The organism is Martinezella hainanensis, assembly GCF_900094555.1.
In the GTDB taxonomy this organism is placed as follows: Bacteria; Pseudomonadota; Alphaproteobacteria; order Rhizobiales; family Rhizobiaceae; genus Rhizobium; species Rhizobium hainanense.
Genome location: NZ_FMAC01000010.1, coordinates 147872 through 162075, shown reverse-complemented (window position 1 = coordinate 162075; position 14204 = coordinate 147872). Strand labels below are relative to the sequence as shown.

Below are 14204 nucleotides of genomic sequence, written 5' to 3'. Positions count from 1 at the left end.
CCGCCGATGAACGAACCGCTCGCCCGCACTCAATCGCCGATGCAAGCCGATGCGATCGGCTTTTTTGGAAAGTTGCCGACGCACGGAGATTTCGTTTCCTCAGCGCTCGGCTCACGGCTGCAGAGTGAACTCGATCAATGGGTTCACAATGGTCTGATCGCACTCGAAGCAGCATTGGGATCGGATTGGCGCCGACTGTTTCACGCGACGACTGCCTGGCGCTTCGTCGTCGGCAAGGGTGTCTGGGCGCCATCCGCTGTTGCGGGCGTCCTTCTGCCGAGCCGTGACCGTGTCGGCCGAAGTTTCCCTCTGATCATCGCCGCTCAATTGCAGCGCTTTTCCGGACAACTGCGCGATCTGTGCGAGGACGATAGCTGGTTTACCGCTGCCGAAGCCTTGGCGGAGACCTCCGACAAGGCCGATTTCGAGATGCAACGTTTCGTCGAGGGCATCAAGCGGCTCCGCCCGCCATTCATCGACAAGCAATCGACGCCGCCGCAGCTCGCGACCATAGGCAATGCCCCGGCGCCCGCGTCCTTATGGTGGCGCATCAATCCCGGTACCCGCCACGGCAAGGGGTTTCGTACCGTGACCGCTCCCACGGCGCAGGATTTCGTCAAGCTCGTCACGGCAGACGTTCACAAGGTAGCTGAGACTGCCGAACCGGCCGTGCACCCCGATGCCCCTACTCCGGTCGAACCGTCACAAACGACGAAGGCAGCACGACCAGAATTTGCGATAGCGCATAGTCATGCCAGCCACGCAGGAACACGGCTCTCGCTGAATGCCGATGCACTCCTTATAAGTGCAGCACCGCATATCTACGCCATTGCGGACGGCGTCGGCGACGGCATTGGCGCCATCGAAACGGCGCGGATCACGACGGGAATCCTCGCCGGCATTCCGCGGCGTGACGCGCTGCAGCTCCTGGTCCAGGACATCAAGGGCAAGCTCAGCCATGCCCATGCGATCCTGCGGGCCAAGGGCGCCACCGCCGAACGTGAGCCTCCCATCGCCAGCGTCGTAACCGCAACGCTGCTCGACGGCGAGTTTGCCGCGATATGGGCGGGGGATGCGCGCTGCTATCTGTTGCGTGATGGGATGATGCGGCTATTGACTCACGACCATATCGATATCGGGCTGCGGCGAACACTTGGCCGAGCCCTGGGACTGAAGGATCAATTCGTCTCGGAAGTCGTTGGCGACCGGCTTCAATCGGGCGACCGGCTGCTGCTTGCCAGTGGTCCGCTCTCACGCACGCTTACCGATCGCGTCATCGCCGAGATCCTGATCGAGACACCGCTGGAACAAGCGGCCCAAGCGCTGATCCAGGAAGCGCTGATCGCCAATTGCCGCGAGAATGTCAGCGCGATCGTCATCGGCGCGACATGAGTGGAGATACGAGCGATGAGGGTATGAAAAGGATTGCGGCCAGCTTTGCTGAGCTGCAGCATCTTCTAACCCATGATGGCGAAGCCGAACGGCCGAAGGGGATGCGCGATCTACTGATCGACCGATTGCGCGATGCATTGGACCGACGCCTGCCTTCCCTGCCCGATAGTGAGCCAGCTTTCATCGGCAATACCTATCTCGTCGAGCAGGTTATATATCGCAACGAACGGACGGAGATCAGTCGATTACGCCATCGCGATCTCGGCACGCTCCATGCCATGAAAACCATCCGGGCGGATCGCTCAAGCGAGGCGACCGCCAAAGCCCTGCTGCTGCGTGAGGCAAGGATTGGCATGATGCTTCGCGGCAGTGACCTTGCCTCTGCCCAATGCGCGATCCGCCTGCCCGATGGGCGTCCGGCGCTCATCATGGAATGGATCGGGCCGTCCTTGTGGCAACGATTGGCGGAAGGCTCTCTTTCAGCCGCGGATGTCAGCGCGGCGGCGAAATCTATGCTCGTCGGACTGAGCGTGATCCACCACGCCGGTTATGTCCACGGAGATATTTCTCCGGCTAATCTTCTGCTTGCGGATGGTGACTTCAACAAGCTCAAAATCGCTGATTTCGGCACGGCTGTACAATGTGGAGCCCGATACAGCGATCTCGATATAGCCAGGGCGATGACACCGGGCTTCTCCGCGCCAGAGATTGCAGGGCCAGAGGCTTCAGGCGACGTCGCCATGCAGTTCAGCGCCGACCTCTTTTCGGCCGGGCGCGTCATGAATCTGCTTCTGGAACATTGCAACGAGACCGAGCAATCGATCGCCGCGATAAAGGCAGCCGCGCGGCATCTCGCGGACCCCGCTCCTTCCCGGAGGCCGCCAAACGCAATGGCGGCCCTTGCCTTGATAGAGGCAGTTTAGTTCGAACCTTGTCAGTTCGACGATGAACTGCCCGGCAGCGGGCCAGCAGCCGTCGGCACGCTCTTCTGATAGACGGTCAACAGCTTGGCAAAATCGACCGTGTCTGCATTGCTGGCGTAAATCGTGTCGCCATCCTGCATCTTGAATTGCTGCATCAGCACGAAATTCGAGACTTGCTTGAGATTGACGCTGTAGATGACCGGCTTGACCGAAACAACGGTCGGCGCGCTGGCGCTCTTGGCCAGGCTCGACGCAACCTGCGAATAGGTCTTCTGGTTCCGGAAGAGGTAGAAGTTGCGGGAGTCCGCACGATCATCGAGCATCCCGCCGGCGCGGGCAAGCGCCTGCGCCAACGTGGTCTGGCCGGGTTCCAGCGGAAATTCGCCGACGCTCTTGAAGGCGCCAAGTGCCGTGAAGGTCTGCGACGTGCCATTGACGAACAGCTGATCGCCGGGCTGGAGGCGCACGTTCTGCTTGCTATCCTGAAGGATGCGATCCAGCGGAGCGCTCGCCCGTTGCGAACCGCGTGTTAGCGTCACGGTCGTGTTGGCCGGTGCGGACGATGCTCCGCCGGCAAGAGCGAGGACGTCAAGCACGCGCTCCCCGCGCGCTGTCAGAGGGAAGCGGCCAGCCGAGCGGACCTTGCCGTCGACCGTTACTGCGCTGGAGGGCTTGTCGACGACCGTCACGACGGCCTGGGGGTTGACCGAAGAACCTTTGAGGGCAGTGACGATCTTCGACTGCAGACCTTCCGGGGTCGAATCGATGACGCGCTGTTTGCCGACATAGGGCATGGTAACGAAACCGCGGGAATCGACGGTGAAGCGGCCGAGATTAAGCGATTTGCTCTGCGTGGCGGACAGCAATCCATCCTCGCCGGTATCCAGCACGGTTACGTCGAATACGTCGCCCGGACGCAAGCGGGCATCCGAAAAGCCGCCCGAACGCAGGCTTGTAAGCCCCTGATCGGTGGGCAAATAGGACGGCGCAACAACCTGCGCACCCATCGGAGCCTCGGAAAGCGGCACAACCGGAATCTTTCGCTGCGTATCGGGCATTCTTGCATTGCGAATGTTGAGGGCGCTTGGCCCATCAGACGGCCCGGCACAGGCGCTGAAGACAACCAAGGGTAAAATCGCCGCCCATTTCCGCATTCCGGAATCTCCTTCGGATGTTAGAAGCTAGGCAGAAATAACAACCACAAGGCGGGAGGCAATATGCGGGCCTAATAAATAATGAATTGTGACAGTTCGGTTGTTTACCATTGTGTCCAAATGGCAACCGACTGCAGTCCCGAGGACCAAAACGCGCCTCCCCCAACAATGGTTGAGAAACGGTTTTGCGCCGAATTATCCGCGGCAATGCGAATCACGAGCAACCGCAGCGATAGAGAATGCGGAAAGAAAACACGCAAGCCCCATTGCAATTCGAGCGTGTCGACCTAATTCCACCGATGCCACTTCTACAAGGCACGAATGATGATTTTTCCGTCGAAATCTTCCACTTATGCGGGTTCTTAATAGTGGATGGCTTCTCTCCAAAATAGTAGGATTATCGCCGGAAAGATCCTGTGGTCTTTCGCGGCAGCAAGAAGGCAATATAATCATGCTCACAAGAATAGCTTGCGTCTTGGCGCTTGGGGTTCTTTCGGCTACTCCGGCGTTTGCCGATGCCTGCTCAGATCATTATGAGAGCAGCGGCGTGCCGCTCGTCACCGGCATCACTTACAAGACCTGGATGGTCTTCCCCTCCATCAACCCCAACGCCGCCTTTGACAAGGTATCCCGTGCCGTTCTGGCAGAAGGCTTCGTCGACGTGAACGTCGAAAAGAAGCTCGGCACACTGACCGCGCAGCAGGAAACGAGCGGCTCCGGCAGACCACAAACGCTCCGGGTCGTCGTGCGCAAGAACGGCAAAGGCAGCCGTGTCGATGCGCTGTTCATCGTGCAAGCTGGACAAGTGGCGCCGGGCGTCAGCAAGAACCTCTGCCGTATCGTAAACGCGGTCGGCGAATAGGCTTGGCTGCGGCGAAGCAATCTCCTCGCGCAAACAGATCGCAGCGCTATCTATTCTCTCGCCGAGGCTGCCTGACGGTCTCGGACGGCATTTCGCCGAAGGATTGATAGTAAAGCGCTGCGAAGCGACCCATGTGAGAAAATCCCCAATCGCGCGCGATGTCGGCAACTAGCCGCGAATGCCCCGAATCCATCAGGGTTCTGCGTGCGCCCTGCAGTCGTATATTCCGCAGGTAGCCAAGAGGCGTTGTGTTCTTGAACTGCTGGAACGCGGCCTGCAAGGACCTCACGCTCGTGCCAGTTTCCCTGGCAATATCGGCCATCCTGATGTCTGCGCCGGCATTGGCGTGCATATATTCCATCGCCCGTTTCAACTGCCTTGGGATGGCCGGCGATGCCGGCCGTTGCAATTGCGCTGAATAGTTGTGCGGTACGGTTTCAAGCAGAGCGATCATCATCGCCTGTAAAAGGCATTGGCTGAATGCTGCGGAGGATCGTTCTGCGCCGCCTGCCGTGAGATCCTGCCAGATCAGATTTCCAAGTGCAGCAATCTGCATCCCTCGCCCCGACATCAGATCGACCGGGCCGGTAAATTTCAGATCATCCGGAACCGGTGCATCCAGCAATTCGCTAAGCTGTCGGACCATGGCCGACTTTTCGAATGCGATACCCATGTGGCCGCGCTGTTCGAACAATGTCAGATGTTCAAAAGATGACATATCGGCCAGCAGCCCCCTGCCTGGCAGCGACTCCAGCTGCCGCCCTTCAGCGTCGATCAACATCTTGCCAGCGGTCGGCAGATAGAGGCCGTAAGCATCGGGACCGCCGGACAGCTTGACGCTCATGCCGGAATGGCATTTGCCGCGCCAGACGCTGCAGGAACCGATCGTGTAGTGGCGATCCGCTACCGAAATCGTGCCGCGTGGATGGAGAGGCTCGACAATGGCGGGAAACAATGTTCTCGCATAATGCGCCGTCATCTCCTCCGCATCTGCCTTCTCGACCTTGAACACCGAGTGCGTCGCGTAGGTCAAATGATCCCCTTTTGTGCTGCATCAGCGGACCATCTTTCAGACTTCAATTATTTCCCTGAAAGCAAATCCTCGCCCGCATCCCGGCGTGAAATAATTCTGAATGATAAGCAAAATCAATGCGCATCGCAATAAATATTACAATTGCAACCGCACGGATATATCAGCATATCGTAGTCGTATATATTTTGATTATACTTATATTATTTCATAATATGATCGGATCTCTCGAAATATATTTTATACCTAAACCACCTTCCCGGTTAATACGCAAATTTCCACATGCGTCTGAACCAAGTGGTCGCGTATTCCTCGGCAACCCTTGAGCCTCTTGACGGAATGTTATCGATAACATAGCCTCTTCCCATCGAAGCTTTGGGAGGAGCAGGATGGACGACGAAAAGCTGCTCGAATTTTCCGATATCACCAAGGAATTTGGCGGAACGCGCGCGCTGTCGAACGTATCTCTTGACCTGCAGCGGGGCGAAATTCTCGCGCTTCTCGGAGAAAATGGCGCGGGCAAATCGACGCTCATCAAGACATTGGCTGGCATCTACAAGCCGGACGGCGGGCAGATCCTGTTTCGCGGCAAGCCCTATCATCATCGCCCGCCCCAACCCAACCAGCGCCAGCCGGTCGCCTTTATCCATCAGGATCTCGGACTGATCGAATGGATGACGGTGGGTGAGAATGTCGGGCTTGCACAGGGTTACTCTCTGCGCGGCAAACTGATCGATTGGCGGGCGACGGAACGGCGTACCGCCGAGGCGCTGAAGCTCGTCGGCTGCGATTTCGATCCATCGACCCGCGTCCAGGAGCTGACCCGCACCGAAAAGTCGCTCGTCGCAATCGCCCGCGCGCTCGCTGTCGAAGCCGATGTGCTGGTGCTTGATGAACCCACAGCCAGCCTGCCCGCCGATGAAGTCGAAAAGCTCTTTGCCGCCATCCGCCCACTTAAGGAGCGCGGCGTGGCCATGATCTATGTTTCGCATCGTCTCGACGAGATTTTCCGCATTGCCGATCGCGTTGCCGTGTTGCGTGACGGTCACCTGGTAGGCCAGAAGCCTGTTTCCGAGACGACGCCGGACGAGCTTATCCGCATGATCGTCGGGCGTAAGGCGGACCAGCTGTTCGTCAAGGCGGAGAGAAGCGCCGGGCCGGCGATCGTTTCGGTGAAAGAGCTCTCCTGCCGCGGCGCCGGACCGGTATCCTTCGATATCCGACAGGGCGAATTGCTCGGTCTTGTCGGTTTGCGCGGCGCCGGACAGGAGCTGATCGGACGCGCCCTGTTTGGCTGCGAGCCGTCGCAAGGCAGCGTGCGCCTGAATGGGTCGGAGCCGGATCTCTCCAGCACGGTCGCCGCGATGGCTTCGGGTATCGGGCTGATCGCCCGCGACCGCACCGAAGAGTCCGTCGCCATGTCGCTCAGCCTGCGCGAAAATACCTTTCTCAATCCCGGTGCTTCCGGCAGAAGCCTGTTTTCGTTCCTGTCCCCGCGCCGCGAAGCGGAGGCCGCCTATTCGCTCGGCAGCCGTGTCGGCCTCAGGCCCAACGATCAAAGCCTTGCCATCGAGGCGCTGTCTGGCGGGAATCAGCAGAAGGTCGTCGTGGGACGATGGTTGGCGACAGGCCGCAAATTGCTGATCGCCGAGGACCCCACAGCCGGCGTCGATGTTGGCGCCAAGGCCGACATCTATCGGCTGATCGCCGAGGCAGTCGAGGCGGGCCTCGCCGTTCTCGTCGTCTCCACCGATTTCGAGGAAATCGCTCATATCTGCCATCGTGCCCTGGTGTTTTCGCGCGGGAGGATCGTGCGCGAACTCAGTGGTGCTGACCTAACAACGCCGGCGGTCATCGCCGCCGCATCTGCATCAGAAGCGGCCTGAACCGGAGGAAACACCCATGCAATCGATCGAATCCAACGCGCTCGAACCGACCCGCGCCGAGCTTTCGGCCATGAGCTTCGGCCAGAAGATCCAGCGTCTGCTGCCAGTCTACGGTCTCGTGATCCTGACCGTCTTCCTGATCCTGCTTTTCTCCATTCTGCTGCCGCAGACGTTCCCGACGATGCTCAACCTGCGTTCGATCATTTCGGATAAGACGATCATCGCCATCCTGTCGCTGGCCGCGATGATCCCGATGGCGGCGGGACGCATCGACCTGACGATCGGCTATGGCATCGTGCTGTGGCATGTGCTCGCAATCAGCCTGCAGACGATGTTCGGCCTGCCCTGGCCGGTCGCCGTCTTGATCGTCATCGCGCTTGGCGCATTGACCGGCTTCCTGAATGGTCTTCTCGTGGAGATCGCCAAGATCGACAGCTTCATCGCAACGCTTGGCACGGGCACGGTCCTTTACGCCATCGCGCTCTGGCATACGGGCGGACGGCAGGTGGTCGGCATGTTGCCGCAAGGATTTTATGCGCTGAACGGCACCATGGTCTTCGGCCTGCCGATCACCGGCATCTATGTCCTTGCCCTTGCCTTCGTCATGTGGATCGTGCTGGAATATCTGCCGATCGGCCGCTACATCTACGCGATCGGCGCCAATCCGAAGGCTGCTGCGCTCAACGGTATCCCCGTCCGCCGCTTCGTCATCGGCGCCTTCGTCACCTCGGGCACCCTTGCCGCCATTGCGGGCGTGCTGCTTGCCTCCAAGCTGCGCATCGGTCAGGCAAGCGTCGGGCTTGAATATCTTCTGCCAGCACTCGTTGGCGCATTCCTTGGATCGACTACCATCAAGCCGGGCCGTGTCAATGTTTGGGGCACGATGATCGGCGTCATCATCCTGGCGGTTGGTATTGCCGGCATCCAGCAGTTCGGCGGCTCCTTCTATGTCGAGCCTCTGTTCAACGGCGTCACCTTGCTCGTCGCCATCGGCATCGCCGGCTACGCCCAGCGCCGTCGCAGCCATGCAGGACGCATGGCCCCTGCCCAAGCACCACAACTTTCCGCCAAGCCGGCGGAGAAATGAAGATCATCTGAAGTTCGAATGTCCAAAGGGAGGAGAAGACATGAACCGTAGACAATTCCTGCAGGTAACAACCGCTGCCCTGGTGCTGTGCGCCGGTCAGGCCTATGCAGATCCGATGGCGGATGCGAAGGCCGTCGTCGACAAATATGCAACCCCGGTCACCAAATGGGACGGCCCGACCACCGGTCCCAAGGCGCAGGCAGGCAAGACCATCGTCGTGCTCGCCGGCGATCTCAAGAACGGCGGCATTCTCGGCGTCAGCAACGGTGTCGAGGAAGCGGCAAAGGCGATTGGTTGGGAGGTAAAAGTTCTCGATGGCGCGGGCTCCATCGGCGGACGCACTGCCGCCTTCGGCCAGGCGATAGCACTGCAGCCTGCCGGCATCATCATCGATGGCTTCGATGCCGTCGAGCAGGCTCCGGCGCTGGAACAGGCAAAGGCCGCTAAAATTCCGTTGGTCGCCTGGCATGCCGGTCCAACTATCGGCCCCGACGATAAGAACGGTCTCTTCGCCAATGTCAGCACCGATGCGATGGAAGTCTCGAAGGCGGCTGCCGACTGGGCATTCGTCGATGCCAAGGGCAAGCCGGGTGTCATCATTTTCACCGACTCCACCTATGCGATCGCCATCGCCAAGGCGGACAGGATGAAGCAGGAGATCGAAAGGCTCGGCGGCAAGGTGCTCGAATATGTCGATACGCCGATCGCCGAGACATCGCAGCGCATGCCGCAGCTCACCACCTCTCTCCTGCAGAAATACGGTGACAGCTGGACCCATTCGCTTGCCATCAACGACCTCTATTTCGACTTCATGGGTCCTTCGCTTGCCTCGGCCGGCAAGGGTGGCACCGATGCGCCGATCAACGTCGCAGCCGGCGACGGCTCGCAATCGGCCTATGAGCGCATCCGTGCCGGCCAATACCAGAAGGTCACTGTGGCGGAGCCGCTCAATCTCCAGGGCTGGCAATTGGTCGACGAACTCAACCGGGCCTTCGCCGGCGAAAAGTGGTCCGGCTATCTCTCGCCGCTGCATGTGGTGACGGCAGACAATATCCAGTCCGATGGCGGCCCGAAGAACACCTTCGATCCGGATAACGGTTACAAGGACGAATATAAGAAAATCTGGGGCAAGTGATCCCTGCAACGGGAATGGCACGGCCAGCGGGCCGTGCCATTTCATTTGGCAGAAGACTGCGTTCGGCGGCTGCTATCGCGCGCAATCAGTTGCGGCAAGATCCTGACATCGGGGACCGGCTGCGTGCCATCGAGAATATCCAGGATCAACTGCGCAGTCCGCTCGCCTATTTCACGCGCGAACGCGTTGATCGTCGTCAGTGTCGGCACACAGACCTCACCAATCTCATAATTACCGAAACCGCCGATGGAAAAGCGCTCGGGCACGGGAATTGCGAGCCGACGACATTCGGTGAGCGCGCCGTAGGCGGCAAGATCCGAGACGCAGACGACCGCTTCCGTATCGGGATAGAGTTCGATCAGCTTCGCCATGGCATTGGCGCCTTCGCGCATCGAGATCGGCGGCGATCCGGCTGCGATTAATCTCGATGCATCAAGATCATGCGCCTGCATCGCCGCGATGAAGCCGAGTCTGCGTTCACTGCCGCGTGAATCCCGCTGGACATCGCCGCCGATGAAGGCGATGCGACGACAGCCGAGTGCGACGAAATGATCGACCATATCGCGCATCACGGCCCTGTTGGAGAAGCCGACATAGTGGCCGATCGGATCGGTGGGGATATCCCAGGTCTCGATCACGGGGATCGCTACAGTCTGCAGAAGTTTACGAGCGCGTTCGGTATGCGTGCCACCGGTCACCACGATCGCCTGCGGCTTGCGGCGGAGCAATTGTTCGATCAGCCGCTCCTCTTCCTCGACATTGTAGTTCGTGTAGCCAAGCAGGATCTGCATATCCCGCTTGGACAAGGTGTCTGAGAGGCCGCCGACCGTATCTGCGAAGTTGGCATTGTTGATGGAGGGAATGGTAACGGCGACAAAGCCGGACTTTTGCGAACGCAGGTTGGAAGCCGTGCTGTCGAAGACATAGCCCAGTTCCTCCGCTGTCCGCAGGATCGCCTCGCGGGTCTCCGGGCTGACCAGGCTGTCAGCCTTGAAAGCGCGTGACACCGTCATGGGAGAAACTCCCATGACGCGGGCGATATCTGCCATGGTGGGCGTTTTGCGATCGTTACTCATCAACGGCCTATGTTATCGTTACCATCAGAGTAATATGTCTCTTCCCTGAATGGCAAGAGGCCCTCCAAGATGTCCCGCCAAACGAGCACGGAGCCTTGTTGCCCTGCGCCGGAAAATGCCGTGCCGAAGCGGCCTATAGCTGGAACTCATGTGCCAACGTCACATGATGATGGATGCGTCCTTCGAAAAAGCGCGAGAGAACCTCCTCCGTCGCCGCGCGTGCCTCGGTGCGGACCGGGCTTGCAAGAGCCTTCTCCACGGCGGCCATGTCCGGATAGTTCACGGCCAAAATCATCGGGAATTCCGGGGCGCCTTCATCGCGCGCCTCGGCAAAGGTCACTCGCACGTCGAGGGCACCCGGAAACTGCTTCCACTTCGGCAGGATGGTTTCCATGACGGCCGTTCGAAACGCCTCTGCCTCTCCTTCCCTGACCTTGCCTTCGAATAATGCGTATCGGGTAATCATCCGGCGATCTCCTTGTTCGGCCCTTTGAAGAATTCCATCAGTGCTGCCTGGTCTTCACCACCGAGCCCCGATGCCGTCAGCATGCGGTGTATCTCCGCACAGACAGCCGTCAGCGGCATGGCGGTATTGGTCCTGCGGGCGAGATCCTGAGCGCCGTTCAGATCCTTGACCATATTGTCGATCCGGCCGGTGCGGCGATAATCCTTAGCGACATAGCGCGGCATATATTCCTGCAGAATGGCGCTGTCGGCCCGCCCACCCTTCAGCGCCTGCGGGATTTTCGCGGCATCGACGCCCGCGTCGAGCGCCAGTTGCGTGGCTTCCGCGACGGCAAGAAAATTCAACGCGCAAAGAACTTGATTGATGAGCTTCGTGGTCTGACCTGCACCGACGGGACCCATATGGGTGTAGTTCGATGCCACATGGCGCAGAACCTGATGCGCGTCCGCGACATCCTGCTCGCTGCCGCCGGCCATTAGGGTCAACTGTCCGATCAGGGCCTTCGGCGCCCCACCGGAAAGTGGGCTGTCCACCCAGCGCAATCCCCTTTCCGCCGCTTCGATCGATAGCGCCTTCGTCGCATCGGGATCGATCGACGACATATCGATGATCAGCGTGCCTGCTCTTGCGCCCGCGGCAACACCTTCAGGCCCGAATACCGCGGCATGGACGATTTTCGGGGAATTGAGGCTGAGGACGACGAAATCGGAAACGGCGGCTGCCGCGGCCGCACTAGCGGCAGCCGTGGCGCCTTTTGCGGTCAAAACCGCAACCTTATCCTTGTCGAGATCGAAAACCGTCAACTGGTTGCCGGTCTCCGCCAGGCGGGCGCCGATCGCGCCGCCCATTGCGCCTGCGCCGATCAGCGCCACCTTGTTGCTCATGATTGCGTTTCCTCCAAGCTTGCAATGATGGCCGCAACGACGACATCCAGCGGCCGATCGATATCGACGGTGATCGCGAGTTCATCGGCTCCGGGCGGCTCGAGTGCGGCAAATTGACTGTCGAGCAATGCCGGCGGCATGAAGTGATCGCGCCTTGCCTGCATACGCCTCAGGATCGTTTCTCTTGAGCCAGCGAGATGGATGAACGAAACCGGTGCACCGACAACCTCGCGAATCCGGTTACGATAGATGCGCTTCAGCGCCGAACATCCGATCAATGCCGTGTCGTCCGCCAAAGCAAGGCATTGACCGATCTTGTCGAGCCAGGGCCATCGATCGGCATCGGTCAAGGGAATGCCGGCACTCATCTTGGCGACGTTGGCCGCTGGATGAAGATCATCGCCATCGACATAGATGCCGCCAAGGCGCGCCGCGAGCGCGGAACCAACTGAGGACTTGCCGCAGCCGCTGACGCCCATGACGACGAAGCGGCGTGGTGCGGCGCCATCAGAGCGAAGCTGTGATGCCGCCGTCGACATAGAGCACATGACCGTTGACGAAGGAGGAGGCATCGGAAGCGAGGAAAATGCAGGCGCCGACCAATTCGTCGACGCGGCCCCAGCGGCCGGCCGGCGTACGCTTTTCGAGCCATGCCGAAAAATCGGCATCGGCAACCAGCGCAGCATTCAGTGGCGTATCGAAATAGCCGGGCGCGATGGCGTTGCATTGCAGCCCATGCCTGGCCCAATCCGTCGCCATGCCCTTGGTCAGATTGCCAACGGCACCCTTGGTTGCCGTGTACGGAGCAATCGAAGGACGCGCCAACGCCGTCTGTACGCTTGCGATGTTGATGATTTTTCCGGCGCCGCGTTTGATCATGTGCCGGGCGACCGCCTGGCCGACATTGAAGACGCTTGAGATGTTCGTCCGAAGAAGCCGCTCGAAAGCATCGGCGGGAAAGTCCTCCAGCGGCGTGCGAAACTGCATGCCGGCATTGTTGACGAGAATGTCGATTGCACCGGTCTCAGCCTCGAAAGCATCGACCGCCTGACGCGCGGCCTCGTGATCGGTGGCGTCGAATGGAAGCACATGCACCTTGCCGGCGAAGCCTTCAGCCGCCTTGGCGAGCTTTTCCCTGTCGCGGCCATTGAGCACCAGCTCAGCACCAGCGGCGGCCAGGCCCTTGGCGAGCGCGAGCCCGATACCTTGGGAAGAACCCGTCACCAGGGCACGCCGCCCTTTCAGATCGAAAAGACCAAGAGACATCGTTTCCTCCGTTTTTTATCTCGACAATGGTCGCCTCCCTTGTTTATGTTATCGATAACATTTGATGTCAAGGGAGGATGCATAAGATGAACAAGCCACCGATCCTGCAGATTGGTCCCTACCCGCAATGGGATCAAGAGCCGCTCGACGCAGCGTTTCAGGTTCATCGCTATTTCGAGGCTGCCGACAAGGAAAAGTTGCTCGCCGACGTCGGACCATCGATCCGGGCCATTGCGACGCGCGGCGAGCTTGGCGCCAACCGCGCGATGATCGAGGCCTGCCCCAAACTGGAAGTTATTTCGGTCTATGGCGTTGGCTTTGACGCCGTCGACCTGCAGGCCTGCCGCGAGCGCGGTATCCGCGTCACCAATACCCCTGACGTACTCACCAACGACGTCGCGGACTTGGGGATTGCGATGATGCTCTGCCTGTCGCGTGGCATGATCGGCGCGGAGACATGGGTGCGCGACGGCAGCTGGGCGCAGAAGGGACTTTATCCTCTCAAGCGCCGCGTCTGGGGACGGCGTGCCGGCGTGCTCGGCCTCGGCCGCATCGGCTTCGAAGTCGCCAAGCGCTTGAAGGGCTTCGACATGCAGATTGCCTATTCGGACGTCGAGGCAAAATCATACGCCTCCGGCATGAGCTTCGTGGCCGATCCTGTCGAGCTTGCGACGCAATCGGATTTCCTGTTCGTCACGCTCGTCGCCTCCGCGGCAACCCGGCATATCGTCGGTCGGAAGGTAATCGAGGCCCTCGGGTCGGAAGGCATGTTGATCAACATCTCCAGAGCTTCCAATATAGACGAAGAGGCACTGCTTGACGCGTTGGAGACCCGCAAGCTCGGATCCGCCGCACTTGACGTCTTCGAAGGCGAACCGAAGCTCAATCCGCGCTTCCTGGCGCTCGACAATGTGCTGCTGCAGCCTCACCATGCATCCGGCACGGTGGAAACACGCAAGGCCATGGGTCAGCTGGTGCGCGACAATCTCGCTGCTCATTTCGCCGGCCAGGCCCTGCCGACACCCGTTCTTTGAGGAGAAAGA

General features: G+C 59.8%; 14 protein-coding genes. 7 read left to right on the top strand and 7 right to left on the bottom strand.

Features of this window, described 5'->3' with window-relative positions:
* Positions 1–6 precede the first annotated feature (6 nt).
* Together tagF and GA0061100_RS26805 are read left to right on the top strand one after the other, a co-directional pair.
* Positions 7–1392: a type VI secretion system-associated protein TagF gene (tagF, locus tag GA0061100_RS26810; RefSeq protein WP_075855874.1), complete on the top strand. Its 1386-nt coding sequence runs from the start codon at positions 7–9 to the stop codon at positions 1390–1392.
* 23 nt (positions 1393–1415) lie between these two features.
* On the top strand, positions 1416–2315 hold the full coding sequence (locus GA0061100_RS26805; RefSeq protein WP_159444810.1) for a protein kinase domain-containing protein: 900 nt from the start codon (positions 1416–1418) through the stop codon (positions 2313–2315).
* Positions 2316–2326: 11 nt separating this feature from the next.
* Here the strand turns inward: GA0061100_RS26805 and GA0061100_RS26800 are convergent, their stop codons facing one another.
* The gene (locus GA0061100_RS26800) at positions 2327–3469 is read right to left on the bottom strand and encodes a polysaccharide biosynthesis/export family protein (RefSeq protein WP_075855871.1); all 1143 of its coding nucleotides are present in this window, start codon (positions 3467–3469) and stop codon (positions 2327–2329) included.
* Between the two features lie 451 nt (positions 3470–3920).
* Here GA0061100_RS26800 and GA0061100_RS26795 point away from each other — a divergent pair, with 451 nt between their 5' ends.
* On the top strand, positions 3921–4331 hold the full coding sequence (locus GA0061100_RS26795) for a hypothetical protein (protein ID WP_075855870.1): 411 nt from the start codon (positions 3921–3923) through the stop codon (positions 4329–4331).
* A gap of 46 nt (positions 4332–4377) precedes the next feature.
* Here the strand turns inward: GA0061100_RS26795 and GA0061100_RS26790 are convergent, their stop codons facing one another.
* Complete coding sequence (locus GA0061100_RS26790; protein ID WP_075855869.1) at positions 4378–5364, bottom strand: AraC family transcriptional regulator; 987 nt, start codon at positions 5362–5364, stop codon at positions 4378–4380.
* Between the two features lie 386 nt (positions 5365–5750).
* Here GA0061100_RS26790 and GA0061100_RS26785 point away from each other — a divergent pair, with 386 nt between their 5' ends.
* Genes GA0061100_RS26785 through GA0061100_RS26775 form a run of 3 tightly spaced genes read left to right on the top strand, consistent with a single transcriptional unit; the run spans position 5751 to position 9469 of the window.
* Entirely contained in the window at positions 5751–7247 is a 1497-nt protein-coding gene (locus tag GA0061100_RS26785) for a sugar ABC transporter ATP-binding protein (RefSeq protein WP_075855868.1), read from the top strand.
* A gap of 16 nt (positions 7248–7263) precedes the next feature.
* Positions 7264–8334 (top strand): ABC transporter permease, encoded by a 1071-nt coding sequence (locus tag GA0061100_RS26780; RefSeq protein ID WP_075855867.1) that lies wholly within the window; start codon positions 7264–7266, stop codon positions 8332–8334.
* 40 nt (positions 8335–8374) lie between these two features.
* Entirely contained in the window at positions 8375–9469 is a 1095-nt protein-coding gene (locus tag GA0061100_RS26775; protein WP_075855866.1) for an ABC transporter substrate-binding protein, read from the top strand.
* Positions 9470–9510: 41 nt separating this feature from the next.
* Here the strand turns inward: GA0061100_RS26775 and GA0061100_RS26770 are convergent, their stop codons facing one another.
* From GA0061100_RS26770 to GA0061100_RS26750, 5 genes are all read right to left on the bottom strand, one after another.
* A complete protein-coding gene (locus GA0061100_RS26770) occupies positions 9511–10545 on the bottom strand; it encodes a LacI family DNA-binding transcriptional regulator (RefSeq protein WP_075855865.1) in 1035 nt (344 codons plus the stop codon).
* A 133-nt stretch (positions 10546–10678) separates the two neighbouring features.
* Positions 10679–11011 (bottom strand): hypothetical protein, encoded by a 333-nt coding sequence (locus GA0061100_RS26765; protein ID WP_075855864.1) that lies wholly within the window; start codon positions 11009–11011, stop codon positions 10679–10681.
* A complete protein-coding gene (locus tag GA0061100_RS26760) occupies positions 11008–11895 on the bottom strand; it encodes an NAD(P)-dependent oxidoreductase (protein WP_075855863.1) in 888 nt (295 codons plus the stop codon). The genes GA0061100_RS26765 and GA0061100_RS26760 overlap by 4 nt, the downstream gene beginning before the upstream one ends.
* Complete coding sequence (locus tag GA0061100_RS26755; RefSeq protein WP_075855862.1) at positions 11892–12434, bottom strand: gluconokinase; 543 nt, start codon at positions 12432–12434, stop codon at positions 11892–11894. The genes GA0061100_RS26760 and GA0061100_RS26755 overlap by 4 nt, the downstream gene beginning before the upstream one ends.
* Entirely contained in the window at positions 12403–13161 is a 759-nt protein-coding gene (locus GA0061100_RS26750; protein WP_075855861.1) for an SDR family oxidoreductase, read from the bottom strand. Before GA0061100_RS26750 ends, GA0061100_RS26755 begins: the two co-directional genes overlap by 32 nt.
* 86 nt (positions 13162–13247) lie before the next feature.
* Between GA0061100_RS26750 and GA0061100_RS26745 the strand changes: the two genes are divergently transcribed.
* Positions 13248–14195: a 2-hydroxyacid dehydrogenase gene (locus tag GA0061100_RS26745; RefSeq protein WP_075855860.1), complete on the top strand. Its 948-nt coding sequence runs from the start codon at positions 13248–13250 to the stop codon at positions 14193–14195.
* The last annotated feature ends 9 nt before the right edge of the window (positions 14196–14204 follow it).

Bases quoted from the DNA above. Each gene is read 5' to 3' on its own strand.
- tagF (WP_075855874.1), top strand. From the start codon at position 7: ATGAACGAACCGCTCGCCCGCACTCAATCGCCGATGCAAGCCGATGCG.
- GA0061100_RS26805 (WP_159444810.1), top strand. From the start codon at position 1,416: ATGAAAAGGATTGCGGCCAGCTTTGCTGAGCTGCAGCATCTTCTAACC.
- GA0061100_RS26800 (WP_075855871.1), bottom strand. From the start codon at position 3,469: ATGCGGAAATGGGCGGCGATTTTACCCTTGGTTGTCTTCAGCGCCTGT.
- GA0061100_RS26795 (WP_075855870.1), top strand. From the start codon at position 3,921: ATGCTCACAAGAATAGCTTGCGTCTTGGCGCTTGGGGTTCTTTCGGCT.
- GA0061100_RS26785 (WP_075855868.1), top strand. From the start codon at position 5,751: ATGGACGACGAAAAGCTGCTCGAATTTTCCGATATCACCAAGGAATTT.
- GA0061100_RS26780 (WP_075855867.1), top strand. From the start codon at position 7,264: ATGCAATCGATCGAATCCAACGCGCTCGAACCGACCCGCGCCGAGCTT.
- GA0061100_RS26775 (WP_075855866.1), top strand. From the start codon at position 8,375: ATGAACCGTAGACAATTCCTGCAGGTAACAACCGCTGCCCTGGTGCTG.
- GA0061100_RS26770 (WP_075855865.1), bottom strand. From the start codon at position 10,545: ATGAGTAACGATCGCAAAACGCCCACCATGGCAGATATCGCCCGCGTC.
- GA0061100_RS26765 (WP_075855864.1), bottom strand. From the start codon at position 11,011: ATGATTACCCGATACGCATTATTCGAAGGCAAGGTCAGGGAAGGAGAG.
- GA0061100_RS26760 (WP_075855863.1), bottom strand. From the start codon at position 11,895: ATGAGCAACAAGGTGGCGCTGATCGGCGCAGGCGCAATGGGCGGCGCG.
- GA0061100_RS26755 (WP_075855862.1), bottom strand. From the start codon at position 12,434: ATGTCGACGGCGGCATCACAGCTTCGCTCTGATGGCGCCGCACCACGC.
- GA0061100_RS26750 (WP_075855861.1), bottom strand. From the start codon at position 13,161: ATGTCTCTTGGTCTTTTCGATCTGAAAGGGCGGCGTGCCCTGGTGACG.
- GA0061100_RS26745 (WP_075855860.1), top strand. From the start codon at position 13,248: ATGAACAAGCCACCGATCCTGCAGATTGGTCCCTACCCGCAATGGGAT.